This is a genomic window from Pseudomonas sp. WS 5059 (genome assembly GCF_012985525.1).
Lineage (GTDB): Bacteria > Pseudomonadota > Gammaproteobacteria > Pseudomonadales > Pseudomonadaceae > Aquipseudomonas.
Genome location: NZ_JAAQWO010000010.1, coordinates 55,653 through 81,030 on the forward strand (window position 1 = coordinate 55,653; position 25,378 = coordinate 81,030).

Annotated in this window: 24 protein-coding genes and 1 other RNA gene; 8 read left to right on the forward strand and 17 right to left on the reverse strand. The window is 58.7% G+C overall.

From position 1 onward, the window contains the following. Positions 1-5: 5 nt before the first annotated feature. The 7 genes from greA to grpE all read right to left on the reverse strand — a co-directional run bounded on the left by greA (position 6) and on the right by grpE (position 10,052). A complete protein-coding gene (gene greA, locus HBO12_RS25405; protein WP_032862903.1) occupies positions 6-482 on the reverse strand; it encodes a transcription elongation factor GreA in 477 nt (158 codons plus the stop codon). Continuing rightward, positions 479-3,700, reverse strand: coding sequence for a carbamoyl-phosphate synthase large subunit (gene carB, locus HBO12_RS25410; RefSeq protein WP_169955084.1), 3,222 nt, complete (start codon positions 3,698-3,700; stop codon positions 479-481). Before carB ends, greA begins: the two co-directional genes overlap by 4 nt. A 105-nt stretch (positions 3,701-3,805) precedes the next feature. Continuing rightward, the gene (carA, locus tag HBO12_RS25415) at positions 3,806-4,942 is read right to left on the reverse strand and encodes a glutamine-hydrolyzing carbamoyl-phosphate synthase small subunit (protein WP_169955085.1); all 1,137 of its coding nucleotides are present in this window, start codon (positions 4,940-4,942) and stop codon (positions 3,806-3,808) included. A 259-nt stretch (positions 4,943-5,201) separates the two neighbouring features. Next, positions 5,202-6,008: a 4-hydroxy-tetrahydrodipicolinate reductase gene (gene dapB / locus HBO12_RS25420; protein ID WP_170043571.1), complete on the reverse strand. Its 807-nt coding sequence runs from the start codon at positions 6,006-6,008 to the stop codon at positions 5,202-5,204. 10 nt (positions 6,009-6,018) lie between these two features. Then, positions 6,019-7,143: a molecular chaperone DnaJ gene (gene dnaJ, locus HBO12_RS25425; RefSeq protein ID WP_169955087.1), complete on the reverse strand. Its 1,125-nt coding sequence runs from the start codon at positions 7,141-7,143 to the stop codon at positions 6,019-6,021. Between the two features lie 316 nt (positions 7,144-7,459). Next, positions 7,460-9,379 carry a molecular chaperone DnaK gene (dnaK, locus tag HBO12_RS25430; RefSeq protein ID WP_169955088.1) on the reverse strand — a complete coding sequence of 640 codons (1,920 nt, stop codon included), beginning with the start codon at positions 9,377-9,379 and terminating at the stop codon, positions 7,460-7,462. Positions 9,380-9,482: 103 nt separating this feature from the next. Next, the gene (grpE, locus tag HBO12_RS25435) at positions 9,483-10,052 is read right to left on the reverse strand and encodes a nucleotide exchange factor GrpE (protein ID WP_169955089.1); all 570 of its coding nucleotides are present in this window, start codon (positions 10,050-10,052) and stop codon (positions 9,483-9,485) included. Between the two features lie 232 nt (positions 10,053-10,284). On the opposite strand from grpE, the gene recN reads away from it, so the two are divergent. After that, positions 10,285-11,958, forward strand: coding sequence for a DNA repair protein RecN (gene recN, locus HBO12_RS25440; RefSeq protein WP_170043572.1), 1,674 nt, complete (start codon positions 10,285-10,287; stop codon positions 11,956-11,958). Positions 11,959-12,043: 85 nt separating this feature from the next. Here the strand turns inward: recN and fur are convergent, their stop codons facing one another. Next, positions 12,044-12,448 (reverse strand): ferric iron uptake transcriptional regulator, encoded by a 405-nt coding sequence (fur, locus tag HBO12_RS25445; protein ID WP_038448157.1) that lies wholly within the window; start codon positions 12,446-12,448, stop codon positions 12,044-12,046. A 98-nt stretch (positions 12,449-12,546) separates the two neighbouring features. Here fur and HBO12_RS25450 point away from each other — a divergent pair, with 98 nt between their 5' ends. After that, positions 12,547-13,074, forward strand: coding sequence for an outer membrane protein assembly factor BamE (locus tag HBO12_RS25450; RefSeq protein WP_169955091.1), 528 nt, complete (start codon positions 12,547-12,549; stop codon positions 13,072-13,074). Between the two features lie 61 nt (positions 13,075-13,135). Here HBO12_RS25450 and HBO12_RS25455 read toward each other — a convergent pair whose 3' ends face one another. Together HBO12_RS25455 and HBO12_RS25460 are read right to left on the reverse strand one after the other, a co-directional pair. After that, a complete protein-coding gene (locus HBO12_RS25455) occupies positions 13,136-13,450 on the reverse strand; it encodes an RnfH family protein (protein ID WP_170043573.1) in 315 nt (104 codons plus the stop codon). Then, on the reverse strand, positions 13,443-13,877 hold the full coding sequence (locus HBO12_RS25460; protein WP_032862891.1) for a type II toxin-antitoxin system RatA family toxin: 435 nt from the start codon (positions 13,875-13,877) through the stop codon (positions 13,443-13,445). The genes HBO12_RS25455 and HBO12_RS25460 overlap by 8 nt, the downstream gene beginning before the upstream one ends. A 168-nt stretch (positions 13,878-14,045) precedes the next feature. Here HBO12_RS25460 and smpB point away from each other — a divergent pair, with 168 nt between their 5' ends. Continuing rightward, positions 14,046-14,528 (forward strand): SsrA-binding protein SmpB, encoded by a 483-nt coding sequence (gene smpB / locus HBO12_RS25465; protein ID WP_029299012.1) that lies wholly within the window; start codon positions 14,046-14,048, stop codon positions 14,526-14,528. Between the two features lie 66 nt (positions 14,529-14,594). On the opposite strand, the gene HBO12_RS25470 is transcribed toward smpB, so the two are convergent. Beyond that, positions 14,595-15,362 (reverse strand): FCD domain-containing protein, encoded by a 768-nt coding sequence (locus tag HBO12_RS25470; protein WP_070994380.1) that lies wholly within the window; start codon positions 15,360-15,362, stop codon positions 14,595-14,597. Between the two features lie 260 nt (positions 15,363-15,622). Between HBO12_RS25470 and HBO12_RS25475 the strand changes: the two genes are divergently transcribed. The 5 genes from HBO12_RS25475 to HBO12_RS25495 all read left to right on the forward strand — a co-directional run bounded on the left by HBO12_RS25475 (position 15,623) and on the right by HBO12_RS25495 (position 22,401). Next, a complete protein-coding gene (locus HBO12_RS25475; RefSeq protein ID WP_169955093.1) occupies positions 15,623-17,317 on the forward strand; it encodes a lactate permease LctP family transporter in 1,695 nt (564 codons plus the stop codon). A gap of 126 nt (positions 17,318-17,443) precedes the next feature. Next, positions 17,444-20,278, forward strand: a complete 2,835-nt coding sequence (locus tag HBO12_RS25480) for an FAD-binding and (Fe-S)-binding domain-containing protein (RefSeq protein WP_170043574.1) — start codon at positions 17,444-17,446, stop codon at positions 20,276-20,278. A 101-nt stretch (positions 20,279-20,379) separates the two neighbouring features. Beyond that, on the forward strand, positions 20,380-20,664 hold the full coding sequence (locus HBO12_RS25485; protein WP_169955095.1) for a hypothetical protein: 285 nt from the start codon (positions 20,380-20,382) through the stop codon (positions 20,662-20,664). Between the two features lie 102 nt (positions 20,665-20,766). After that, positions 20,767-21,160: a transfer-messenger RNA gene (ssrA, locus tag HBO12_RS25490) on the forward strand. Positions 21,161-22,188: 1,028 nt separating this feature from the next. Further along, a complete protein-coding gene (locus HBO12_RS25495) occupies positions 22,189-22,401 on the forward strand; it encodes a helix-turn-helix domain-containing protein (protein ID WP_262377079.1) in 213 nt (70 codons plus the stop codon). 68 nt (positions 22,402-22,469) lie between these two features. On the opposite strand, the gene HBO12_RS25500 is transcribed toward HBO12_RS25495, so the two are convergent. Genes HBO12_RS25500 through HBO12_RS25525 form a run of 6 tightly spaced genes read right to left on the reverse strand, consistent with a single transcriptional unit; the run spans position 22,470 to position 25,217 of the window. Then, positions 22,470-22,967: a DUF2514 domain-containing protein gene (locus tag HBO12_RS25500; protein WP_170043575.1), complete on the reverse strand. Its 498-nt coding sequence runs from the start codon at positions 22,965-22,967 to the stop codon at positions 22,470-22,472. Continuing rightward, positions 22,967-23,392: a cell wall hydrolase gene (locus tag HBO12_RS25505; protein WP_170043576.1), complete on the reverse strand. Its 426-nt coding sequence runs from the start codon at positions 23,390-23,392 to the stop codon at positions 22,967-22,969. The genes HBO12_RS25500 and HBO12_RS25505 overlap by 1 nt, the downstream gene beginning before the upstream one ends. A 59-nt stretch (positions 23,393-23,451) precedes the next feature. Then, positions 23,452-23,706: a hypothetical protein gene (locus HBO12_RS25510; protein ID WP_170043577.1), complete on the reverse strand. Its 255-nt coding sequence runs from the start codon at positions 23,704-23,706 to the stop codon at positions 23,452-23,454. Continuing rightward, positions 23,703-24,002, reverse strand: coding sequence for a hypothetical protein (locus HBO12_RS25515; protein WP_170042754.1), 300 nt, complete (start codon positions 24,000-24,002; stop codon positions 23,703-23,705). Before HBO12_RS25515 ends, HBO12_RS25510 begins: the two co-directional genes overlap by 4 nt. Next, positions 24,002-24,541 (reverse strand): hypothetical protein, encoded by a 540-nt coding sequence (locus tag HBO12_RS25520; protein ID WP_170043578.1) that lies wholly within the window; start codon positions 24,539-24,541, stop codon positions 24,002-24,004. Before HBO12_RS25520 ends, HBO12_RS25515 begins: the two co-directional genes overlap by 1 nt. Positions 24,542-24,563: 22 nt before the next feature. Beyond that, a complete protein-coding gene (locus tag HBO12_RS25525; RefSeq protein ID WP_170043579.1) occupies positions 24,564-25,217 on the reverse strand; it encodes a hypothetical protein in 654 nt (217 codons plus the stop codon). Between the last annotated feature and the right edge of the window lie 161 nt (positions 25,218-25,378).

A 25,378-nucleotide genomic window follows, 5' to 3' on the forward strand; every position in this document is an offset into this window, starting at 1 on the left:
GTCCTTCAGATGTGACGAACTTCGACAATCTCGTACTCGATCACGCCACCAGGCGTCTTGACGGCGACCACGTCACCCTCTTCCTTGGCGATCAAGGCACGGGCCAGCGGCGAACCGACGGAGATCTTGCCGAGTTTGAAGTCAGCCTCGTCCTCACCCACGATATGGTAAGTCACGCTTTCATCCGTCTCGACGTTGGCGATTTCCACAGTCGTGCCAAAAATCACCTTGCCGGTCTTCGGAATGGTCGTGACATCGATGATGACCGCATTCTGCATGCGCCCCTCGATATCACGGATCCGCGCCTCGACCATACCTTGCTGCTCACGGGCAGCGTGGTATTCGGCGTTTTCCTTCAAGTCACCCAACTCACGGGCCGTACCGATGTCCTGGCTCAGCTTTGGACGTACGACCTTGGTCAGGTGGGCGTGCTCCTCTTCCAGGGCCTTGGCGCCCTGGACAGTCATAGGGTATTTGATCATGCCTTCAATCCTGCGTGTAGATCCTGCAAGCGACGCACGGTCTTTTCCGGACCGAACTTGAGCGCTTCACAGATGGCTTCGCCAGCAGCAATGGTGGTGGTGCAGTAGATCTTGTGCTGCAAGGCATTACGACGAATGGAGTAGGAGTCCGCGATCGACTGGCGACCTTCGGTGGTGTTGATGATCAGGGTGACTTCGTCATTCTTGATCATGTCGACCACGTGCGGACGGCCTTCCGTTACCTTGTTCACGCGACGCACTTTCAGGCCAGCGGCTTCAATCAGCTTGGCGGTCCCGGCAGTGGCCACGACTTCGAAGCCCAAGTTGATCAGATCACGGGCCACGCCTGCAACCAGTGGTTTGTCATCATCACGCACGCTGATAAACGCAGTACCGCCGGTCGGCAGCACTTCGCTGGCGCCCATCTGGGCCTTGGCGAATGCTTCGCCGAAGGTATCGCCCACGCCCATCACTTCACCGGTGGACTTCATCTCTGGGCCCAGGATCGGGTCCACGCCAGGGAATTTGGCGAATGGGAATACCGCCTCTTTCACGCTGTAGAAGTTCGGAATGATTTCCTTGGTGAAGCCGATTTCCTTCAAGGTCTTACCGGCCATCACACGGGCGGCAATCATTGCCAGGGATACGCCGATGCACTTGGAAACAAACGGTACGGTACGCGAGGCACGTGGATTGACTTCGATGACATAGATGTCTTCGCCCTGCAGCGCCAACTGTACGTTCATCAGGCCGACCACACCCAGCTCCAAGGCCATTTTCTTGACCTGTTCGCGCATCTCGTCCTGGATGTGCAGCGGCAGCGAGTACGGCGGCAGGGAGCATGCGGAGTCACCGGAGTGAACGCCCGCCTGCTCGATGTGCTGCATGATCGCGCCGATCACTACGTCGGTGCCATCGCAGACCGCATCCACGTCCATCTCGATGGCGCAGTTGAGGAAGTGGTCCAGCAGCACCGGGCTGTCATTGGACACTTTCACCGCATCACGCAGGTAGCGCTTGAGTTCGTCTTCTTCGTAGACGATTTCCATCGCCCGGCCGCCCAGCACGTACGACGGACGCACCACCAGCGGGTAGCCGATCTTGCTGGCGGCGCGGATGGCTTCGTCTTCGCTGCGCACAGTAGCGTTTGGCGGCTGACGCAGGTTCAGGCGCTCGACCATTTGCTGGAAGCGCTCACGGTCTTCGGCACGGTCGATGGCGTCTGGGCTGGTACCGATGATCGGCACGCCGGCCGCTTCCAGGGCCCGCGCCAGTTTCAGCGGGGTTTGCCCGCCGTACTGCACGATCACGCCTTTTGGTTTCTCGACGCGACAGATTTCCAGCACGTCTTCCAGCGTTACCGGCTCGAAGTACAGGCGATCAGAAGTGTCGTAGTCAGTGGAAACAGTTTCCGGGTTGCAGTTGACCATGATGGTCTCGTACCCGTCTTCGCGCAGGGCGAGGGCGGCGTGTACGCAGCAGTAGTCGAACTCGATGCCCTGGCCGATACGGTTTGGACCGCCGCCCAGGATGATGATCTTGTCGCGACCCGACGGCGCGGCTTCGCACTCTTCCTCGTAGGTGGAGTACAGGTACGCGGTGTCGGTGGCGAACTCTGCGGCGCAGGTGTCAACACGCTTGTAGACCGGGAAGATATCCAGCTTGTGGCGGTGGGTGCGCAGGTTTTTCTCGGTCACACCCAGCAGCTTGGCCAGACGCTGGTCGGAGAAGCCTTTGCGCTTGAGGCGGAACATCAGGTCGCGGTCGATAGAGGAAAGACCCAGGGTCTTGACCTTCTCTTCTTCCTTGATCAGATCTTCGATCTGCACCAGGAACCACGGGTCAATCATGTTCATGCCGAAGATGTCTTCGACGGTCATGCCCGCGCGGAAGGCGTCAGCCACGTACCAGATACGCTCGGCGCCCGGGACGGTCAGCTCGCGCTTGAGGATGCTCATGCTTTCCGGGTTGCTCAGGTCGAGCTTCTCGTCCAGACCGCAAACGCCCACTTCCAGGCCACGCAGGGCTTTCTGCAGGGACTCCTGGAATGTCCGGCCAATGGCCATGACTTCACCGACCGACTTCATCTGAGTGGTCAGGCGGGCGTCGGCTTTCGGGAACTTCTCGAAAGCGAAGCGCGGCAGCTTAGTGACGACGTAGTCGATCGACGGCTCGAAGGACGCCGGCGTAGCACCGCCCGTGATTTCGTTTTGCAGCTCGTCCAAGGTGTAACCGATCGCCAGCTTGGCAGCGATGCGTGCAATCGGGAAGCCAGTAGCTTTTGATGCCAGCGCCGAAGAACGCGAAACACGCGGATTCATCTCGATCACGACCATGCGGCCTGTGTCCGGGCAGATACCGAACTGAACGTTGGAACCGCCGGTTTCAACGCCGATCTCACGCAGTACCGCCAACGAGGCGTTACGCATGATCTGGTATTCCTTGTCCGTCAGGGTTTGCGCAGGTGCAACGGTGATCGAGTCACCGGTGTGCACGCCCATCGGGTCGAAGTTTTCGATCGAGCAGACGATGATGCAGTTGTCCTTTTTATCGCGGACAACTTCCATCTCGTACTCTTTCCAGCCGATCAGGGATTCGTCGATCAACAGCTCTTTGGTCGGCGACAGATCCAGGCCGCGGGCGCAGATTTCTTCGAACTCTTCACGGTTGTAAGCGATACCGCCGCCGGTGCCGCCCATAGTGAAGGACGGACGAATAATGCACGGGAAGCCCAGCTTTTCGAGAACCGCGTTGGCCTCTTCCATACTGTGGGCGATACCCGAGCGCGGGCAATCAAGACCGATAGACTTCATGGCCTTGTCGAAACGCGAACGGTCTTCAGCCTTGTCGATGGTGTCGGCATTGGCGCCGATCATTTCTACGCCGAACTTTTCCAGGACGCCTTCGCGCTCCAGGTCCAGGGCACAGTTCAGTGCAGTCTGGCCACCCATGGTCGGCAGCAGTGCGTCCGGACGCTCTTTCTCGATGATCTTGGCAACGGTCTGCCATTTGATCGGTTCGATGTAGGTGGCGTCGGCCATGTCCGGGTCGGTCATGATGGTGGCCGGGTTGGAGTTCACCAGGATGACGCGGTAACCCTCTTCGCGCAGGGCCTTGCAGGCCTGGGCGCCGGAGTAGTCGAATTCACAGGCCTGGCCGATAACGATCGGGCCAGCGCCGAGAATCAGGATGCTTTTTATGTCTGTACGTTTTGGCATGGGTTTGTCACTCAAATCCGCAGGTCAGTCGGCAAGCCGTCTTGAACAATCTTTGAAGAGCCTGCGGGGGCCACCGAAATTCGGGGCCGCCCGCAAGCCACTCAGTCAGCGTCGCTTGGCCATCTCATTGATGAAACGGTCGAACAGCGGCGCTACGTCGTTCGGGCCCGGGCTCGCTTCAGGGTGGCCCTGGAAGCTGAACGCGCTCTTGTCGGTGCGCTCGATACCCTGCAGGGAGCCGTCGAACAGCGACTTGTGAATGGCACGCACGTTGGCCGGCAAGGTGGCTTCATCCACCGCAAAACCGTGGTTCTGGCTGGTGATCATCACCACGCCCGTATCCAGGTCTTGTACCGGATGGTTGGCACCGTGATGGCCATGGCCCATTTTCAGGGTCTTGGCGCCGGAGGCCAGGGCCAGCAGTTGGTGACCGAGGCAGATACCGAATACCGGGATCTCGGTGTCCAGCACTTGCTTGATGGCCTTGATGGCGTAGTCGCATGGCTCCGGGTCACCCGGGCCGTTGGACAGGAACACGCCATCCGGTTGCAGGGCCAGTACGTCGGCGGCCGGGGTTTGCGCCGGCACCACGGTTACGCGGCAACCGCGCTCGACCAGCATGCGCAGGATGTTGTACTTGATGCCGTAGTCGTAGGCCACGACGTGGTACGGCAGCTCGCTGGCTTCGATAGTCGCGTGGCTGTCGGTCTTCAAGTCCCAGACAGTGGAGCGCCACTCGTACTTCTCTTTGGTGCTGACAACTTTCGCCAGGTCCATGCCTTTCAGGCCAGGGAAGCCCTGCGCTGCAGCAATCGCAGCTTCTTCGGAAATATTGTCACCGGCCATGATGCAGCCGTTTTGCGAGCCTTTTTCACGCAGGATGCGCGTGAGGCGGCGCGTGTCGATACCAGCGATTGCCACCACGTTGTTGGCTTTCAGGTAATCGGACAGAGACATCGTGTTACGCCAGTTGCTCGCAACCAGTGGCAGATCACGAATCACCAGACCGGCCGACCAGACACGATCAGACTCGACGTCTTCCGGTGTGGTACCGGTGTTGCCGATGTGCGGATAGGTCAGGGTAACGATCTGTTGGGCGTAGGAAGGATCGGTAAGGATTTCCTGATAGCCGGTCATGGCGGTGTTGAACACCACCTCTCCAACGGTCTGACCGTCGGCTCCAATGGCTTCGCCGCGAAAAATGCTGCCATCAGCAAGGGCGAGTATGGCTGGCTTAGTCAAGAAGACCTCCCGTAAATAAAGCCTGAAAGGGCGATCGCAGGTTGTAAAAAAGCGGAGTGACGTATGGACACGTCACCCCGCTTCTTCACCGAATTATTCTGCGCGCTTTTAGTGGACACACTAAAGCTGTAGCTTACAGAAAAAGGCTTTTTTGGTCCACCGCTAATGAGCCGAAAAGGCAGGAGAATGCGACAGGACGTCGCTTAGCGGGTAAAAACGGGGCCCTAGAGTAATACCCGGGGCCCGTTTTTGCTACTGATTAACGCAGATCCAGCACATCTTGCATGTCATAGAGGCCCGCTTCGCGCCCCTCCAGCCACAATGCCGCACGCACTGCGCCCTTGGCGAAAGTCATGCGGCTGGAGGCCTTGTGGGTGATTTCCAGGCGCTCACCTTCGGCAGCAAACAGCACCGTGTGATCACCGACCACGTCACCGCCGCGCACAGTGGCAAAGCCAATGGTCTCGCGCTCGCGAACACCGGTATGCCCCTCGCGACCATACACCGCGACTTTCGACAGATCGCGCCCCAACGCATCGGCAATCACTTCACCCATGCGCATGGCGGTCCCCGATGGCGCATCGACCTTGTGCCGGTGATGGGCCTCGATGATCTCGATATCCGCATCATCACCCAGCACCCGTGCAGCCATGTCGAGCAACTTCAGCGACAGGTTGACGCCCACACTGAAGTTGGCGGCAAACACGATAGGAATGTCCTTGCCCGCCGCGACGAGCAACAGCTTCTGCTCGGCATTCAGGCCGGTGGTGCCAATGACCATGGCCTTGCCCGCCTTGCGACAGAACGCCAGGTTTTTCAGCATCACTTCGGGCAGGGTGAAATCGATCAACACATCGAATTCATCAGCCACTTGCTCTAGGCTGCCGGACAGCGCCACACCGATCCGCCCCAGCGCAGCCAACTCGCCAGCATCGGCGCCAATCAGCGTACTGCCGGGGCGTACGATTGCCGCAGTCAACCCCGACAGAGGCGAGCGCTGCTGCACCGCCTCCACCAGGTTCTTGCCCATGCGCCCGGCGGCGCCCATCACTGCTATACGTCGCATATCCACGTCCTTACAGGTCGCCGAAGAAGCGCTTCACGCCTTCGAACCAGCCAGCAGTCTTGGGCGAATGGGAGCCATCACCGGCCAGCGAACCGCGCAGCTCTTCGAGCAACTCACGCTGGCGACGATCCAGGTTGACCGGCGTCTCGACGGCCACACGGCACATCAAGTCGCCCGCACCACCGCCGCGCACCGGCGCCACACCCTTGCCACGGATCCGGAACTGCTTGCCGGTCTGTGTCCCCTCGGGGATCTTCAGCTTGACCCGACCTTCGAGGGTCGGAATCTCCAGCTCGCCACCCAGGGCCGCATCGACAAAGCTGATCGGCACTTCGCAGAACAGGTGCTTGCCGTCACGCTGGAAGATCGCGTGCTCGCGCACATTGATCACCACGTACAGGTCGCCCGTCGGACCACCCTGCGTACCCGCCTCGCCTTCACCGGACAAACGGATGCGGTCACCGGTATCAACACCCGCAGGCACTTTCACCGACAGGGTCTTGTACTCTTCGACACGCCCTTCGCCGTGGCAGGAATCGCACGGATCGGAAATGATTTTGCCCTGACCATGGCAGCGCGGACAGGTTTGCTGCACAGAGAAGAAGCCCTGCTGCATGCGCACCTGACCAATACCACCACAGGTTGGGCAAGTGATCGGCGAAGAGCCCTTCTTGGCGCCCGAACCATCGCACGGCTTGCAGTTGACCAGCGTCGGTACACGGATGTTGACGCTGGTGCCGCGCACGGCTTCTTCCAGGTTCAGCTCCAGGGTGTAGCGCAAGTCGCTGCCGCGCTGAGCACCGCCACGCTGACCGCCGCGACCGCCACCAAAGAAGTCGCTGAAAACATCTCCGAAGATGTCGGAGAAGTTCTGCCCGCCAAAACCGGCACCGCCGCCACCCATGCTTGGATCGACACCGGCATGGCCGTACTGGTCGTAGGCGGCACGCTTGTTCGGATCACACAGGCATTCGTAGGCCTCATTGGCCTCTTTGAACATTTCTTCGGATTCTTTGCTATCCGGATTACGGTCCGGGTGATGCTTCATCGCCAGGCGACGATAGGCCTTCTTCAGGTCCGCCTCGCTGGAGCCGCGCTCCACACCCAACACTTCGTAATAGTCACGCTTTGCCATAAGTCTTTGCACTCTTAAGGACGTTCGGCAAAACCCTCCTGAGCCTGCCAAACTCGTTGAGCCCCAATACAGGCCCGGACCCAACTCACGTCAAATTCAACGATCCTGGTCTTTACTGCTCTCAGCCGAGACCCAGCTAAAAACGCGGTGACTGTTGATCGCAAAGCAGGAGCATTCCCGATCACACCGCCAGCATCCGAACCTTGTCGCATGCTGTAAAAATTCCCGTACCCCAGACACGCCAACGCGGGAGCAAGCTCCCGCGCGGCGACATCCTACCAGTCACCGCTTGATAGCGGTCAACCGGGCGACCAAGTTACTTCTTCTGGTCGTCAACTTCTTCGAAGTCAGCATCGACAATGTCGTCGTGCTTGGCTTCAGGCTCTGCCTGTTGCGCCGCAGCGTCACCTTGCGGGTCCTGCTCGGCGTACATCTTCTGAGCGACCGGCGCGGAGACTTTCGACAGTTCCTCAACCTTGGCGTCGATGGTGGCCTTGTCGTCGCCTTTAACAGCGGCTTCCAGGGCAACCACGGCGGCTTCGATTGCGGTCTTCTCTTCAGCAGTCACTTTTTCGCCAGCATCAGCGATCATTTTGCGAGTCGAGTGAACCAGCGCATCACCCTGGTTACGGGCAGCGGCCAGCTCTTCGAACTTGCGATCTTCCTCGGCGTTCTTTTCAGCATCGTTGATCATCTGCTGAATTTCTTCCTCGGACAGGCCAGAGTTGGCCTTGATCACGATCGACTGAGTCTTGCCAGTAGCCTTGTCCTTGGCGCCTACGTGCAGAATGCCGTTGGCGTCGATGTCGAAGGTCACTTCAATCTGTGGCACGCCACGTGGAGCTGGTGGAATCTCGGCCAGGTCGAACTTGCCCAGGGACTTGTTCTGCGCGGCCTGCTTACGCTCACCTTGCAGCACGTGAATGGTCACTGCGCCCTGGTTGTCATCGGCAGTCGAGAACACTTGCGATTTCTTGGTAGGAATCGTGGTGTTTTTCTCGATCAGCGCGGTCATCACGCCGCCCATGGTTTCGATACCCAGGGTCAGCGGGCTGACGTCCAGCAGCAGCACGTCCTTCACGTCACCGGCCAGTACCGCACCTTGGATGGCAGCACCCATGGCAACTGCTTCGTCCGGGTTGACGTCTTTACGCGCTTCTTTACCGAAGAACTCGGTGACCTTCTGCTGCACCAGCGGCATACGGGTCTGACCACCGACCAGGATCACGTCGTTGATCGAGCCTACATCGATACCCGAATCTTTCAGGGCGATGCGGCAAGGCTCGATGGTGCGTTGAACCAGGTCTTCAACCAGCGATTCGAGCTTGGCGCGCGAAATCTTCACGTTCAGGTGCTTAGGACCGGTGGCGTCTGCAGTAATGTACGGCAGGTTCACATCGGTCGAATTGCTCGAAGACAGTTCGATCTTGGCTTTTTCAGCGGCTTCTTTCAGACGCTGCATCGCCAGCGGGTCACCCTTGAGGTTCATACCGCTTTCTTTCTTGAATTCGTCAACGAGGTAGTCGATCAGACGAATGTCAAAGTCTTCACCGCCGAGGAACGTGTCACCGTTGGTCGCCAACACTTCGAACTGGTGCTCGCCATCAACTTCAGCGATTTCGATCACGGAAACGTCGAAAGTACCGCCACCCAGGTCATAAACGATCACAGTGTGGTCGCCCTTGGCCTTGTCCATGCCGTAGGCCAGAGCGGCCGCGGTAGGTTCGTTGATGATACGTTTTACGTCCAGGCCCGCGATGCGGCCGGCGTCTTTGGTCGCCTGGCGCTGGCTGTCGTTGAAATAGGCCGGAACGGTGATCACCGCCTCAGTCACTGCTTCACCCAGGTAGTCTTCGGCAGTCTTTTTCATCTTTTTCAAGATTTCAGCCGAGATTTGCGGTGGCGACATTTTCTGGCCGTTCACTTCAACCCAGGCGTCACCGTTGTCGGCCTTGGCGATTTTGTACGGCACCATCTTGATGTCTTTCTGTACGACTTCTTCGTCGAACTTACGACCGATCAAACGCTTTACCGCGTACAGGGTGTTATGCGGATTGGTCACAGCCTGACGCTTGGCGGACTGGCCTACCAGGATCTCGCCGTCGTTGGCATAAGCCACGATGGACGGAGTGGTACGCGCGCCTTCTGCGTTCTCAATAACCTTGGATACGCCGTTTTCCAGCACGGAGACGCAGGAGTTGGTAGTCCCCAGGTCGATACCGATAATTTTGCCCATGATTCACTCTCCCGAAACTTTGGATTTGGTTGCCGCAGCAGTGGTGGCTAACTGCGGTAGCACTTAAACGCTTGACTTATAAATGGGGTCGTTACGAACGATTTCAAGCCTGCTCGTCAATCGATGGCGAAACCGGTGCGGGAGCCTTGCTCACCACCACCATCGCCGGACGCAACAGGCGACCGTTGAGCTGGTAGCCCTTCTGGAACACCTTCAACACGCTATTGGGCTCAAGGTCAGCATTTTCCTGCATGGCCATGGCCTGGTGATGCTCCGCGTTGAACGGCTCGCCGCCTTGTGGATCGATGGCTTCCAACTGATAACGCTTCAGGGTGTCCTGGAACATTTTCAGGGTCAGTTCGATCCCTTCGCGCATGGCTCGGATGTTTTCGTCGTCCGGGCTGGACAGCTCCAGGCCGCGCTCCAGGCTGTCGATGATCGGCAACAGATCACCGGCAAACTTTTCCAGCGCGAACTTGTGGGCTTTCTCTACATCCTGCTCGGCGCGGCGGCGGACGTTCTGCAGATCGGCAGCAACACGCAAAGCCTGATCCTGAGCGCCTGCCAGTTGCTCTTCGAGCACCTGCACACGAGCCACCAGGTCTTCACCCGCTGCCTGCGAGGCCTGGTTGGCGTCTGGGTTTTGCGTATCCAGCGTCTGTTCGTCAGCCATAGTTTTCTCCTTTCAAAATCCTGCGCGAACTCAACTCGCGCTTCTGTTCCGGTATATGGGGCCACAATTTCCAGGTTCAAGGGCCGACATGTCCTGACCGACACTTTCCCGCACATTCCACATCGCGCTAAAAAACATCGCCATCCAAGCAAATTGAGCTAAGCCGCAGGATTGTCAGCGCCAAACAAAACACTGTATAAATAACCAGACCTAAAGCCTGGGAGCAGCCATTATGCTGGTTCACCTGTCCGTACATAACTACGCCATCGTTGAGCATCTGGATCTTGAACTGGATCGCGGGATGAGCGTAATCACAGGCGAAACCGGCGCCGGCAAGTCGATCATGCTCGACGCCCTGGGCCTGACCCTAGGCGATCGCGCCGACAGTGGCGTGGTTCGCCCGGGTGCAGACAAGGCCGATATCCTGGCGACCTTTGACCTGGCAGATATCCCGGAAGCCAGCGCCTGGCTCGCCGAACGTGACCTGGACAACGACGGCCCATGCATCCTGCGCCGCGTGATCACCGCCGAAGGCCGCTCCCGAGGCTACATCAATGGCACGCCCTGCCCCCTCGGCGACCTGAAGGCCCTCGGCGAGTTGTTGATCGACATCCACAGCCAGCACGAGCATCAATCCCTGCTGAAAACCGACACCCACCGCCGCCTGCTGGATGAGTACGCCGGCGCCACCGACCTGGCTCGCCAAGTGCAGTTGGCCGCGCAGCGCTGGCGCCAGACCCGCCTGGAACTGGAGCGCCTGTCCAATTCCGGCGACGAACAACGGGCCCGCCACCAACTCCTCAGCTATCAACTGGAAGAGCTGGAAAGTCTGGGCCTGGGCGAAACCGAACTGGAACAGTTGGAACAGGAACACAAGAACCTGACCAATGCCGAAACCCTGCTGGGCATCTGCCGCCAGGTTGTCGAGCAATGCAGCGAAAGTGACTCCGGCAATGTGCTGAACGCACTGACGGCAAGCCTTAACCGCCTGTCGAGCGTAAACAGCGGCTCCGGCTCACTAAATGAAGCCACCACACTGCTGACCAGTGCGCAGATCCAGGTAGAAGAGGCGGTTGGCGAGTTGAACCGCTTCCTTGACCACTTCGATGCCGACCCGGCTCGCCTGCAAGAGATCGAAGAACGCCTCGACACTATTTATACCTTGGCGCGCAAACACCGGATCCAACCAACAGAAGTCGCAGCCATGCAGCAAAAACTGCTGGACGAGATCGAAACCCTGAACGCCAACGATGAATCCATTGAGCGCCTGGCTGATGAACTGGCCTCTTTCGCCCGCCACTACCAGGAAAAAGCGCGGGAGTTGAGCGACCTGCGACACCAGGCCGCAACCGCACTGGCCTGCGCGGTGGAACAGGAAATCCAGCGCTTGGGCATGCCCGGCGGGCGCTTCACCATCGAGCTACACGCCAATAGCGGCAATGAACTGCAGCCCAACGGCCTTGAGCAAGTCGAACTGCTGGTCAGCGCCAACCCGGGCCAACCCCTCAAGGCACTGGCCAAGGTGGCGTCTGGTGGCGAGCTGTCACGGATCAGCCTGGCGATCCAAGTCATCACCGCCCAGACCTCTCGCGTACCGACCCTAGTCTTCGACGAAGTGGACGTGGGGATCGGCGGGCCAACCGCAGAAATCGTCGGCCAACTGCTGCGTCGCCTCGGTGAGCGCGGGCAGGTATTGACCGTTACCCACTTGCCCCAGGTGGCAGCCCAGGGGCATCAGCATCTGTTTGTGCATAAGGTGCGGGGCAGTGATGCAACACACACTGCGGTGTCCAAGTTGAACAAGACCGAACGGGTGGAAGAAGTTGCGCGCATGCTCGGCGGCATCGACCTGACCAAGGAGTCCCTGGCCCATGCGAAGAAAATGGTGGTGACGGCGAAGGTCTGATCGCGAGTTTCCCCTCGCTAGAAAGCACGAAGGCGACCCTAAGGTCGCCTTCGATCGTTTCGCAGAGCGAATCTGCGTAGCTTTCTTACTTTTTCTTACGTATGTACAGGACCAGATTATGGTCCACCAAATCGAATCCGTGCTGCTCAGCGATCTCATGCTGGAGCTTCTCGATTGCAGGACTGGTGAACTCGATTACCTCATTGGTATCCAGGTCAACCATATGGTCGTGATGACCACCGTCAGCCAGTTCAAACACTGCATGACCGCCGTCGAAATTATGACGAACCACCAGCCCTGCGGCTTCAAACTGGGTCAGTACACGGTAAACCGTGGCCAGGCCGACGTCCTCGTTAGACTCCATCAGTGCCTTGTAGACATCCTCGGCACTCATGTGGCGCTGCTCGGCGGAATCGAGCATTTGTAGAATCTTGACTCGTGGCAGAGTCACTTTAAGACCGGCTTTGCGTAGTTCGCTATTTTCAACCATGGTTAGCTTTCTCGCGGATGCTGCTTCGCAGCTTCTCTTAATACGGGTATGATCGGCGTTTACGTTGTCCCAGCCAAGATAGTGGAAGTCGCCCACCGATGCAAAACACCAAGCTCTTGCTAACCAGTTTCACCCTTGTGGGACTGCTCGCACTCGCCGGTTGTTCATTCCCCGGGGTTTACAAAATCGACATCCAGCAGGGCAATGTCGTCACGCAGGACATGATAGACCAGTTACGCCCGGGAATGACCCGACGGCAAGTACGGTTTATCATGGGCAATCCCCTGCTGACCGACACATTCCATGCCGATCGCTGGGATTATCTCTATAGCCTGCAGCCTGGAGGCGGGGAACGCCAACAGGAGCGCGTCAGTGTCATCTTTAATGGCAATGACCAACTCGTCAGCCTTTCCGGTGACTTCATGCCTGGCGTAAGCCGCGATGAAGCCCTGCTGGGCAAGGACAGCGGGACCAGCGTCACTGCGCCAGCGCAGAATGCTGAAAAGCCCAAGTCCGAGGTGCCGGCCAAGCCTGGCTCCTTGCTGGATACCATCCAGAAAGATATCGACAGCGTCGAAACCGTACCGGTGCCAACGCCAGAGCCTCTGGATACAGGCCCGCAATAATTTGCATCGCTCAACAAAAAGCCCGGCATGCCGGGCTTTTTGTTGCCTGCTGTTTCGCAGGTTATGGATTTTGCCGCCGAGCTTCGGCTGCTTTAGCCGCTCGCAAGCGCCTTACCTCTTTGGGATCCGCCAGCAAAGGGCGATAAATCTCGATGCGATCGCCGAGCTGCACGCTACGCGTTTCAGCATCCGCCACAACCTTGCCGAAAATCCCCAAGGGGCAACTGGCAACATCCAGCTCGGGAAACTGCGCCGCAATACCTGAAGCCAGCACCGCCGCCCGCAGGCTCGTCCCCGGCGCAACCGCCAGACTCAACAACAATTGGCGATCCACTGCCGCGCAGACCACTTCAATCTCAATCATGGACTCAGCCATGCAGTTGCTTGGCGCGCTGGCAAAACGCATCCACCAGGGTGTTCGCCGCCTGATTGAACAGCGGCCCCAAGGTCGCCCGCACAATGGAGCCTGCGTAATCAAACGTCAGGTCCAGGCTGATCTTGCACGCCTTCTCCCCCAGTGGCTTGAATACCCAGACACCATGCAGTTGAGTGAACGGCCCCTCTTCCAGATTCATCTCGATGGATCGACCAGGCACCAGGACATTGCTCGTCACAAACTTCTGACCAAGCCCGCCCTTGGACACCTCCAGACTCGCACGCATATGCTCATCGCTGCTCTCCAATACCGTGGATGAGGAGCACCAGGGCAGGAAATCCGGGTAGCTCGCCACGTCGTTGACCAGGTCATAGAGCGCTTGCGCCGGATAAGGCAGCAGGGCCGAGCGTTGAATATGCGTCGTCATGGGAACGTTATTTCCGAAGCTGAGCGGCAAACATCGCGAAAAGACTGCCCGATTCGCGAGAGAAAAAAACCAGAAACCTGGCGGTATTGTCCGGGATTCGTCCAACACGCTCAAGCACGCAGGTTGACCGTAGCCGACACGCTCGCAACTCCCTATAATGCCGCCCCTATGGCTAAACAAAAGAAACACCCAACAGGGACCATCGCGCAGAACAAAAAGGCGCGACACGATTACTTCATCGAACATCGGTTCGAGGCTGGTCTGGTCCTGGCCGGCTGGGAAGTAAAAAGTCTGCGCGCCAGCAAGTTGCAGCTGGTCGACAGTTACGTGCTGCTCAAGGATGGCGAGGCCTGGCTGCTCGGCAGTCATATCACGCCGTTGATGACCGCCAGCACCCACGTCATTGCCGACCCAGTGCGTACGCGCAAGCTGCTGCTCAATGCGCGCGAACTGGAAAAGCTCGCCGCTGCCGTACAACAGAAGGGCTACGCCTGCGTCTGCCTGTCGTGGTACTGGAGCAAGCACCTGGTCAAGTGCGAGATCGCACTGGGCAAGGGCAAGAAGGAATACGACAAGCGTGATACCGAGCGCGAGCGCGACTCCAACCGGGAATTGCAGCGCGCCGTACGCAACAAGGGCAAGGAAGACTGATCTTCCCCGGCCCTTGATGCGAGCCCGCGTGGCCAGGGAGCCTGCTCCCTGCGCCGCAACTGCCGGTCACATCCCCTTGCGCCGCTCCGCCCGCGCCATGCGCTGAACTTCCTGACGCACTTCTTCCAATACTTCCTGCACGTACAGCAGGTGACGTGTTGAAACTTCCCGCGCCTGTTCCGCCCGCCCTTCGATAATCGCCAGGTACAAGTCGCGATGCTGATTGATCAGCATGTCGCGGGTTTCGCTGCGTTGCTGGTACATGCCACCGATATTGGTCACCACGTTACGCTTGAGCAGATCAAACAAACCGCGAATAGTGTGCAGCAATACCGCATTGTGGCTCGCTTCGGCGATAGCCAAGTGAAACCTGGCATCGGCCGCGCCCTCTTCAATACGGCTCACCTCATCGTCACGCGTGTAGCAATCCTGCAAGGCATCAAAGGCTGCCGTCAGCCGCTCGCGGTCCACTTCCGTGGCGCGCAACGCCGCGTAATAGGCGCAAGACGCCTCGAGCGTCTGACGAAACTCCAACAAATCACGCTGGGCTTCGGGGTTGTTTTCCAGCAGATGCAGCAATGGGTCGCTGAAGGTTGAACCTAGCGTCTCCACCACATAGTTGCCGCCGCCCTGGCGACTGACCAGCAACCCCTTGGCCGCCAGCTTCTGGATCGCCTCGCGCAACGACGGGCGCGACACACCAAACTGTTCAGCCAGTGCGCGCTCGGCTGGCAATCGCTCGCCCGACTTCAACGTGCCCTCAAGGATCATGCCCTCAAGCTGCTCGACAATATCGTCGGACAAACGGCGCTGACGCACCTGATCAAACGCCATAACTGACTCTCCACGATCCCGGCCACTCGCCGGGCCCTCTATTCTGGCCTATTGCCGCGCTGTCGGCACCTATCAGAGCCCCTTTGATTACACCGATCAGACCCCGCGCCCGCCGACATGCGACCAAAGTTTCTCAGGCGGCAAATTGACACATCACCCCGAAGGCTCTTAACCTAGCCATCAGCGATTGTAAATTGGTCTTACCAATTACCCAAATCAGCTGAGCATGCATGACCAACAACAATTAGGGGCCACCCCATATGCAAACCTGGCAACAGCTTTACAGCCCACTCGGCAGCCTTGGCCTGTCCGCACTGGCCGCCGTTATTCCCATCGTATTTTTCTTCCTGGCCCTGGCGGTGTTTCGCCTTAAAGGCCATGTTGCCGGGAGCATCACCCTGGCGCTGTCGATCCTGGTGGCGATCTTCGCCTTCCAGATGCCGGTCGACATGGCATTCGCCGCTGCCGGCTACGGCTTTGCCTACGGCCTGTGGCCAATCGCCTGGATCATCGTCGCCGCAGTGTTCCTCTACAAACTGACGGTCAAGAGCGGCCAGTTCGAAGTGATCCGCAGCTCCGTGCTGTCGATTACCGATGACCAGCGCCTACAAGTGCTGCTGATCGGCTTCTGCTTCGGTGCATTCCTCGAAGGCGCCGCCGGTTTCGGCGCACCCGTGGCGATTACTGCCGCACTGCTGGTAGGACTGGGCTTCAACCCACTGTACGCCGCCGGCCTGTGCCTGATTGCCAACACCGCGCCAGTGGCGTTCGGCGCCCTGGGGATCCCGATCATCGTGGCTGGCCAGGTCACCGGCATCGACGCCTTCAAGATCGGCGCCATGACCGGCCGCCAACTGCCACTGCTGTCGCTGTTCGTACCGTTCTGGCTGGTGTTCATGATGGACGGTGTGCGCGGCGTCAAGGAAACCTGGCCTGCGGCACTGGTGGCCGGCTTGAGCTTTGCCATTACCCAGTACTTCACCTCCAACTTCATCGGCCCGGAACTGCCGGACATCACCTCGGCCCTGGCCAGCCTGATTTCCCTGACCCTGTTCCTGAAAGTCTGGCAGCCCAAGCGCACTGCGGGCGCACAGATTGCTGGCGCCACCTCCAGCGTTTCGATCACCGGCAGCGTCGGCGGTTTCGGCCAGCCGCGCACTTCCGTGGCATCGCCCTACAGCCTGATGGAAATTTTCAAGGCCTGGTCGCCGTTCCTGATCCTGACCGTGCTGGTCACCATCTGGACCCTAAAGCCGTTCAAGGCCATGTTCGCCGCCGGCGGCTCGATGTACAGCTGGGTGTTCAACTTTGCGATTCCGCACCTGGACCAGATGGTGATCAAGGTTGCGCCGATCGTCACCAACCCGACCGCCATCCCAGCAGTGTTCAAGCTGGATCCGATTTCCGCCACCGGCACGGCGATTTTCTTCTCCGCACTGATCTCCATGTTGGTGCTGAAGATCAATTTCAAAACTGGTCTGACCACTTTGAAAGAGACCTTCTACGAGCTGCGCTGGCCGATCCTGTCCATCGGCATGGTGTTGGCGTTCGCGTTCGTGACCAACTACTCCGGCATGTCTTCGACCATGGCCCTGGTACTGGCCGGCACCGGTGCGGCATTCCCGTTCTTCTCGCCGTTCCTTGGCTGGCTGGGCGTGTTCCTCACCGGTTCCGATACCTCGTCCAACGCCCTGTTCAGCTCCCTGCAAGCCACCACCGCCCACCAGATCGGCGTCAACGACACCCTACTGGTAGCGGCGAATACCAGTGGCGGCGTGACCGGCAAGATGATTTCCCCGCAATCGATCGCCGTGGCCTGCGCCGCGACCGGCCTTGTGGGCAAGGAGTCCGACCTGTTCCGCTTCACCCTCAAGCACAGTCTGTTTTTCGCCACGATTGTCGGCCTGATTACCTACGCCCAGGCGTACTGGTTCACCGGCATGCTGGTGCATTAAGACCACAGGCAATACCGTAAGAACCGACGCCGCAGCCGCCTTGCGGCGTCAGCTATTCACAACCCAGTCTGCTGGACCGTGGCGTCCAGGCTCCCCAGACTGGGTGCTGCTGATCCTGGAGGACCCATGAGTCTGCCCATCGCGTTCCTTGATGCTGTCGCACGACTGATCCCGAAAGATCGGCGCTTCGACGATCCTCTTTCCACCCTGGCTTTCGGCACCGACGCCAGTTTTTACCGACTGATCCCACAGCTGGTGATCCGCGTCGAATCGGAAGATGAGGTGGTCGAACTCCTGCAACTGGCGCAACGCGACCGCGTGCCAGTGACCTTTCGTGCAGCCGGCACCAGCCTCTCCGGCCAGGCCATCAGCGATTCGGTGCTGATCGTACTCGGCGATAACTGGAACGGCCGCGAGATTCGGGGCCAAGGTACGCAAATCCGCCTGCAACCGGGAGTGATCGGGGCCCAGGCCAACGCCTGGCTTGCGCCGTTCGGGCGTAAGATCGGCCCGGATCCGGCGTCGATCAATGCCTGCAAGATCGGCGGAATTGTCGCCAACAATGCCAGCGGCATGTGCTGCGGCACTGCCCAGAACACCTACCACACCCTGGCCGGGATTCGCCTGGTGCTGGCCGACGGCAGCCGTCTCGACACCGAGGATGCCGCCAGCGTCGCGGCCTTCCGCGAGCAACACAGCCAGTTGCTTGAGCGCCTGGCCACCCTGGGCCGCGAGACCCGGGCCAATTCTGAATTGGCGGCGAAAATCCGCCATAAATACCGTCTGAAAAATACCACCGGCCTGTCACTCAATGCCCTGGTGGATTTCGACGAGCCGCTGGATATCCTCAGCCATTTGCTGGTGGGCTCCGAAGGCACCCTAGGCTTTATCAGCGCAGTGACCTACGACACGGTGATCGATCACCCCCACAAGGCATCGGTCCTGATCGTGTTCCCCGATGTAGAAACCTGCTGCAACGCCGTGACCGTGCTGAAAACCCAGCCCGTGTCGGCGGTCGAGTTGCTGGACCGACGCAGCATGCGCTCGGTGCAGGACAAACCCGGCATGCCCGCTTTCGTACAACAGCTATCGGAAGGTGCCTGCGCGCTATTGATCGAATCCCGTGCAGCCTCGTCCACATTGCTGCATGAGCAACTGGCGCTGATCATGGCCTCGCTGGCCGACTTCCCGGTCGAGAAGCAAGTCGACTTCACCGAAGACCCGCTGGAAAACGCACGCCTGTGGGCAATCCGCAAGGACACCTTCCCTGCCGTCGGCGCCGTACGCAAGACGGGCACCACGGTGATCATCGAAGACGTGACCTTCCCGGTGGAGCAACTGGCCATTGGCGTGAATCGCTTGATCGAGTTGTTCGACAAGCATCACTACGATGAAGCCATCCTTTTCGGACACGCCCTGGAAGGCAATCTGCACTTTGTGTTCACCCAAGGCTTCAACAGCGCGGAAGAAGTCACACGCTACCAGGCGTTCATGGATGACGTGGCGCAACTGGTGGCCGTGGAGTTCGGCGGTTCGCTGAAAGCCGAGCACGGCACCGGGCGCAATATGGCGCCCTTCGTCGAACTGGAATGGGGCAGCGATGCCTATCAATTGATGTGGCAGCTCAAGCGCCTGCTCGACCCCAACGGCATTCTCAACCCGGACGTGGTGCTCAGCGAAGACCCGCAAATCCACCTCAAAAACCTCAAGCCCCTGCCGGCTGCCGATGAGATTGTGGATAAGTGCATCGAGTGCGGTTTCTGCGAGCCGGTATGCCCCTCCAAGGGCCTGACCCTGAGCCCGCGCCAGCGCATTGTGATCTGGCGCGATATCCAGGCACGCAAACGCGCGGGCATCGACACCACCGAACTGGAAGCGGCGTATCACTATCAAGGCATCGACACGTGTGCCGCCACCGGCTTGTGCGCCCAGCGCTGCCCGGTAGGCATCAATACCGGCGACCTGGTGAAAAAACTGCGCAGCCGTGAAGCAGGCAGTACGAAAACCGCCGAGTGGCTGGCCAGCCATTTCTCCACCGCGCTGCAAGGTGCACGCTTCACCCTGCATGTGGCCAACGGCGCACGCATGCTGCTCGGCGCACCCCGCCTGGCGAAACTCTCAGCCTCCGTGACCAAGCTGTCCAAGGGACAAATCCCGCAGTGGACCAGCGCTATGCCGCAGCCAGAAAAAGCCATCCGCTTCAGCCCTGCCGTCACCGATGAACGCCCACGGGTGGTCTACCTCGCAGCCTGTGTATCGCGGGCAATGGGCCCGGCAGCCGGGGATAAAGAGCAAATGTCGCTGTACGACAAAACCCGCGGCCTGCTGGAAAAAGCCGGCTACCAGGTAGTCATTCCGGACAATCCCGACAGCCTATGCTGCGGCCAGCCCTTTGCCTCCAAAGGCTACGCCGAACAGGCCGAGCACAAGCGCCAGGAACTGATCGGCGCCCTACTCCACGCCAGCCGTGGCGGCCTCGACCCGATCTACTGCGACACCAGCCCCTGCACCCTGCGCCTGGTCCAGGACCTGGGGCAAACACGCCTGGACCTCTACGACCCGGTCCGTTTTATCCGCACCCACCTGATGGACCGCCTGGACTTCACACCCCAGGACGCGCCGATTGCCGTGCATGTCACCTGCAGCACCCAGCACCTGGGCGAAAGCCAGGCCCTGATCGACCTCGCCCGGCGTTGCAGCAACAACGTGGTAATCCCCGAAGGCATCCACTGCTGCGGGTTCGCCGGCGATAAAGGCTTCACCACGCCGGAACTCAATGCCCACTCCTTGCGCTCCCTAAAAGACGCGGTGCAGTACTGCAGCGAAGGCATCTCCACCAGCCGCACCTGTGAGATCGGTCTGACCCAGCACGGTGGGATCGATTACCACGGCCTGGTCTACCTGGTCGACCGGGTGACCCAGGCCCGCGCAATAAAAACGAACCCCTGCGCACTGGCGTAGTCACTTGCTTAAGCCCCGGGCAACCGGGGCCGACCCATGACCTCGCCGGCTGCCCGCACGTACCGCGCAGCATCGAGACCTCTTTGCACAAGGAGATACCCATGAAGCGTTCCGTACTGGCTGGTGTATTCGTTACCGCTGCGATGCTGGCCTCACCCGTGTTTGCCGCAAGTAACGAGGCAGATCTGTGCCAGATCAACCTGGATAAAATCAACAACAGCAAGGCCTTGCTCGCCACTGACAGCACAGGCAAAAGCGGCGAGATCGACACTGCCGTCTCCCAAGCCAAGGCAGCCCACACGGCCGGTGATGAGAAGAAGTGTATCGAGATCACCTCCAAGGCCCTGCAAGACCTGCAGAACCTGGATAAAGGCGGCAACCCATAACCCGCCAACCGCTCAAGGCCAACCTTTCGGGTTGGCCTTCTGTGACCGTTTGACGTACACTGCGTAGGCTTGTCGCTCACGATCACATCGAGCAACAAGCACGGGGCCGTTTAGGATTCGACGCCGGTTGCGAACCTTTAGGTGCATGCCGAGTTGGTAACAGAACTCGTAAATCCACTGTTGCAACTTTCTATAGTTGCCAATGACGAAACCTACGGGGAATACGCTCTCGCTGCGTAAGCAGCCTTAGCCCTTCCCTCCTGGTACCTTCGGGTCCAGCAATCATCAGGGGATGTCTGTAAACCCAAAGTGATTGTCATATAGAACAGAATCGCCGTGCAGTACGTTGTGGACGAAGCGGCTAAAACTTACACAACTCGCCCAAAGCACCCTGCCCTTCGGGTCGCTGAGGGTTAACTTAATAGAAACGGCTACGCATGTAGTACCGACAGCAGAGTACTGGCGGACGGGGGTTCAAATCCCCCCGGCTCCACCAAACAAGCTATATAAATCAGGCACTTAGCGTTTATCGCAAGTGCCTTTTTTGTGCCTGAATGGGTGGTTTTGGCTCGGTTATGCCAGCTTAATGACAGCTTTTGTAGTGGGATGTAGTGCTGGAGCAAAGCCCCGCCCCGCGCGTCCTGCCGATCCGACACAATCTCCGATAGTCGTAGTGAATTATTCAAAGGCCGCTGGTAATCTCTGGGCCACGCTCGTCATGCATTAAAGGGATGAAGGCGAGAATAGAAGCCCTGGAGCCGCGAACCTCCAGGGCTTTGCTTTTTAGACAAGGCCGACCCGCCCTTGGCATTCGCTGAGCTCATTTACTAACGTGCCGCCACGCCCGCTTTCATTGAGGGATGGGGTGGGATTAGAAGCTCCGAAGGTCAGGAGAATTCTGGGCTTTGCTTTGTCTATTTGGCAGCCATGTAAATGATCAGTGCAACGGCAGCCACCCATGCGACGACCAGCAACGCTCCATTTGCAGCAAGATAATGATCCATCGCCCGTCCCTGTCCTCAACCCATTCCATTCACCCAGCTTACCGCGCAATTGCCCTGACATACGCCGGGGTTCTTGTATATGCCCCCCCCGGGCGGGTCATCATCGGGCCACCATTTACAGCGGCAGGCCAGCGACTAAGCTTAATGTCCACCCTCCGGCTTTCAGGTCACTGAATGGACATCCTCAGCAAGCTCGAGCTCGAAGAACTTCTTTCTAGCCGGCTCCCGCAATGCACCATCACATGCTCAATTAACGGAGACGGGTGCTTGTCGATTCATGTGGCTGGACCAGGCACAAACCAGTTCACCATCTCCCAGATAGAGCGCAACCATTATCCTGGTGACGCCGGGATCAATAAGCTTGTCCGCGAGATCTTGGAAGAGATGGTGATGTCACGACAAGCTACTCATCTGCTCGAGCAGCGATCCCGGCCCTGTGCCTGAATCGTCGTACCTGCCCTCCCTCCAAAATGGCTGAAAATTGGTGATAAGGTGTCAGCTCAATTGCGAGGTAGGCCCAATGAAAGAGATCACTGATCGACTTAGGGAAGAAAGAGTTCGCCTTGGCCTCACACAGCAAGCCCTTGCAACGGTCGGCGGGATTTTGGTCAACGCTCAGGGCACCTATGAGAGAGGCGCTCGGGTGCCGAATGCCAACTACCTAGCCAATGTCGCAAAGGCTGGTATTGACGTGCTCTACGTGGTGACTGGCAGCCGAACTCCAAAGGCGTAGCGGTATGCCGATATCGAGCTAGCACTTCTCCTCGATAACCGACTTCATTGCACCACGTGCAGGCCTTTTCATTCACCTCGAACCTTCAGGCCTTCGTAACTCCGCTCGCAAGCCAGTCCAGCTATTCGAGCTTGGTCATACGCCGCTGCCAGCTCTCCCGCTCTCTTGTCAGCCCGCTGGAACAATTCGGAGAGCACCATCGCGGCGCGGGTGGCTGACGCGCCTCGTTGGGCAACTCCGGGATCGCTGCAGGCAGCGGCGGCAAACTTACCGGCCTCGACATGCAGCCGGCCACTAACAGCATCAGCGGTACCAGCATCCACAGCTGCAGCCTTGTTCTGTTCTCGTGCATCACTCGCTTCCTTATTTACTGCCGATTGCCGGCGCTGTTCTTCGTGGCGGGCTGTATTGCCAGCCTCGGTTAGGGCGATCGCTTGGGTTTTGTCGATCTCTGCCAGTTGTTTTCCGTAGCGCCAGTCCTGTACCTGCCAGGTGAAGCCGGCGGCGCTGGTCATCAGCACCAGGATCAGCACCACCAGTCCGGCCAGCTTCTGGACGGGAGTCATCACGGCACGTCCTTGAAGAAAACGTGCTGCCCCAGACGCAGCGTCTGCTTGGCCTTCGCCGCCCAGGCCGGGGCCTTGGGCATCGTGGTGGCGTAGTAGTGCGTGGCCCCGCCGGTTGGATCCGGTACCGCGCCGGCCATCACCTGGTCAGCTGCGCGCTGGGCCTGGGCGAGCTGCACGGCCGGGATCGGCTTCGCACCGCTGAGGTAGGCGTAGTTCGGGTCGTTCTGGTTCCAGCAGCTGAACTGCCATGGCTTCAGGCACACGCCGGCGTAGCCCTCCCCCCACCAGGACTTGGCCTTACCGTCGAACACGCGGTTGCGGATGGTCCAGGCCACGGCGATCTGGCCGGCCAGCCCCTCGCCACGGGCTTCAGCCCAGAGCGTGCGCGCCAGGATGTCCCGGTCTTTTTCGGAAGTGGTCATGCTTTTCTCCAGGCAAAAATAAACCCGCTCGATGGCGGGTGGCGGTGTACAGCTAAAACTCAGTCGCTCACGGTCTCGGCGGCGGCTGGCAGCGGGAAGCGTTGCTTGATCGCCGCTACGGATGCCAGCCACTCGGCGTAGTCGGGCTCCAGCCCCTGGCTTAAGGCGTCGTAATCAGCTTCCAGGCGCAGCGGATCCGACTCGGAGAGGTACGCCGCCCGCCGCGAAGCCAGGGCAGCCTCCAGCGCCTCACGCTCACGCTCTTGCTGCAGCTGCTCGGCCGTCTTCATCATGCTGTAATCGATATTGCTCACTGGGGAAGCCTCACATTGCCATCAGGTGGATTGATGATGTCGGCCGGGTACAGCGCCGCTGCCGTTGCCTCGGGCCCAACCGGAAAACGAATGGTGATAATCAGCTCACCATCTACGCGGCGAACAGGTTGAGAGATCCACGTCCCGGAGATAGCCTCCATCGGAAGCGTAGCCCCTTCCGGAAGGGGCCTGAAGTCGTAACGCTCACCGTTGATTGTGAGTACGTCGCTGCGCTTTTTGATTTCAAGCGTTGCAGATGGATCAATCGGAGAGTATGGAGACAGTTTAATAATCATTACTTCCACCTTCCCATTGCGATGTACCCGACCATGTAAGTGTTGTTTTCTCCGGAAGTAATCTGCAATAAGGCTTGAGTACCGCCTATGGCCGTCCCGGTGAACCGCTTAACAGTAGTGCCATTACCGTCAGAAACAGATGGATACTCAAGCGTCGGCACAAGCGTCGGAGTCTGGATAAAATCAGCCGGAAAGGTTGGGTAAAAATCCGCCCTGACATTTGCAACAACAGAAACAGACATCCTTGTCCCAGTACAAAACATCGTGCCATCGGGAAACTTGACGAACGTACCGTTGGCATTAGTACCCCACACAATGGGATCAGAAATACCAAGTGCAGCTTTGGCCCCTGCAAGACTGTTAGCACCCGTGCCGCCCTTCGATAATGGAAGAGCCCCAGGGAGCGCGCCGCTTCCGTCAGCACCAAGCGCTATATAAAGCTCTTGCGTCATATCGTTAATTTTTATGTTCGCAGAACGCGTAGTATCGCCCCCTGCACCGTTCGGCAATACGCCGAGGTTAATTGCCTGTCGGGCCATGAGTGGGTTCTCTTGATCTAATTTAAGAAGTTGGCTTCGCAAAGACTACCGATATGTACTGCGCGGTCGGCAGGTCTACTCCAGTAGCTTGAATCACTATCCTGTTCCCGCCGTAATCCCAGACCGCTTGGACTACGCCCTGTCTTGATACAGTGCCCGCCATGTCCATGGCGATATTGTTTAAAAGCATGTAGTCGCCAGTGTTTATCGGTGAAAAAGCGGACCAGCTATATCTGTAAACTCCTGGCTGTGTTTGCTCTGCCCCGAGGTAGTTCCAAGCGGATATGGTGCGCGTGAATTGCGCGCACGGCGTCCCGCTATCAAAAATAATCTTCGAGTTTGCATCCCATAGCCTTAGACCGTAATCAGCAATTGGCGAGGACTTGAATGCAGCGATAAACCACTTCCCGCTGGAATGACTTCCCTTCAGGGTGTTGAACCTAAAAGCGTGCCAGTTCCCTGGCTCGCCTTGCACCAGGCAGAATGCAAAGTAGTCATCTTGATCTGGCCTGACAAAAACTAAAGGGGGCTCATCGGTTGTAATTACACTTGAAAATGCAATCCCTATCCCGCCGCTTCCGCCCCATGTGCCGCTATCAAGAATTACAAGTCTTGCGAATTCAGAGTCAAGCGTTACTACGTTGTCGTTGTTTGTGAATGTAAGGCCGTACGTCATTACCTATACCTCGTGACTATAAGTCTCTGGGTAGTTGTTCCGGTCGGCCCCGTAGTTGCTGCTGGGCTTCCGAAAAAAACCCTTACATATCCCTCGTAGACGTACGGCGTGAAAGCTATTGCGCTTACCTGCTGCCCAGTAGTTAGGTAGGGGACCACAGG

Excerpts from the sequence above, each read along its gene's own strand:
- greA (WP_032862903.1), bottom strand. The coding sequence starts at position 482 with ATGATCAAATACCCTATGACTGTCCAGGGCGCCAAGGCCCTGGAAGAG.
- HBO12_RS25475 (WP_169955093.1), top strand. The coding sequence starts at position 15,623 with ATGCAAACCTGGCAACAGCTTTACAGCCCACTCGGCAGCCTTGGCCTG.
- HBO12_RS25460 (WP_032862891.1), bottom strand. The coding sequence starts at position 13,877 with ATGACGACGCATATTCAACGCTCGGCCCTGCTGCCTTATCCGGCGCAA.
- carB (WP_169955084.1), bottom strand. The coding sequence starts at position 3,700 with ATGCCAAAACGTACAGACATAAAAAGCATCCTGATTCTCGGCGCTGGC.
- HBO12_RS25520 (WP_170043578.1), bottom strand. The coding sequence starts at position 24,541 with ATGGCCCGACAGGCAATTAACCTCGGCGTATTGCCGAACGGTGCAGGG.
- HBO12_RS25455 (WP_170043573.1), bottom strand. The coding sequence starts at position 13,450 with ATGGCTGAGTCCATGATTGAGATTGAAGTGGTCTGCGCGGCAGTGGAT.
- HBO12_RS25500 (WP_170043575.1), bottom strand. The coding sequence starts at position 22,967 with ATGACTCCCGTCCAGAAGCTGGCCGGACTGGTGGTGCTGATCCTGGTG.
- HBO12_RS25505 (WP_170043576.1), bottom strand. The coding sequence starts at position 23,392 with ATGACCACTTCCGAAAAAGACCGGGACATCCTGGCGCGCACGCTCTGG.
- HBO12_RS25480 (WP_170043574.1), top strand. The coding sequence starts at position 17,444 with ATGAGTCTGCCCATCGCGTTCCTTGATGCTGTCGCACGACTGATCCCG.
- fur (WP_038448157.1), bottom strand. The coding sequence starts at position 12,448 with ATGGTTGAAAATAGCGAACTACGCAAAGCCGGTCTTAAAGTGACTCTG.
- HBO12_RS25470 (WP_070994380.1), bottom strand. The coding sequence starts at position 15,362 with ATGGCGTTTGATCAGGTGCGTCAGCGCCGTTTGTCCGACGATATTGTC.
- HBO12_RS25515 (WP_170042754.1), bottom strand. The coding sequence starts at position 24,002 with ATGATTATTAAACTGTCTCCATACTCTCCGATTGATCCATCTGCAACG.
- grpE (WP_169955089.1), bottom strand. The coding sequence starts at position 10,052 with ATGGCTGACGAACAGACGCTGGATACGCAAAACCCAGACGCCAACCAG.
- dnaJ (WP_169955087.1), bottom strand. The coding sequence starts at position 7,143 with ATGGCAAAGCGTGACTATTACGAAGTGTTGGGTGTGGAGCGCGGCTCC.
- HBO12_RS25525 (WP_170043579.1), bottom strand. The coding sequence starts at position 25,217 with ATGACGTACGGCCTTACATTCACAAACAACGACAACGTAGTAACGCTT.
- HBO12_RS25450 (WP_169955091.1), top strand. The coding sequence starts at position 12,547 with ATGCAAAACACCAAGCTCTTGCTAACCAGTTTCACCCTTGTGGGACTG.
- HBO12_RS25485 (WP_169955095.1), top strand. The coding sequence starts at position 20,380 with ATGAAGCGTTCCGTACTGGCTGGTGTATTCGTTACCGCTGCGATGCTG.
- dnaK (WP_169955088.1), bottom strand. The coding sequence starts at position 9,379 with ATGGGCAAAATTATCGGTATCGACCTGGGGACTACCAACTCCTGCGTC.
- smpB (WP_029299012.1), top strand. The coding sequence starts at position 14,046 with ATGGCTAAACAAAAGAAACACCCAACAGGGACCATCGCGCAGAACAAA.
- recN (WP_170043572.1), top strand. The coding sequence starts at position 10,285 with ATGCTGGTTCACCTGTCCGTACATAACTACGCCATCGTTGAGCATCTG.
- dapB (WP_170043571.1), bottom strand. The coding sequence starts at position 6,008 with ATGCGACGTATAGCAGTGATGGGCGCCGCCGGGCGCATGGGCAAGAAC.
- HBO12_RS25495 (WP_262377079.1), top strand. The coding sequence starts at position 22,189 with ATGAAAGAGATCACTGATCGACTTAGGGAAGAAAGAGTTCGCCTTGGC.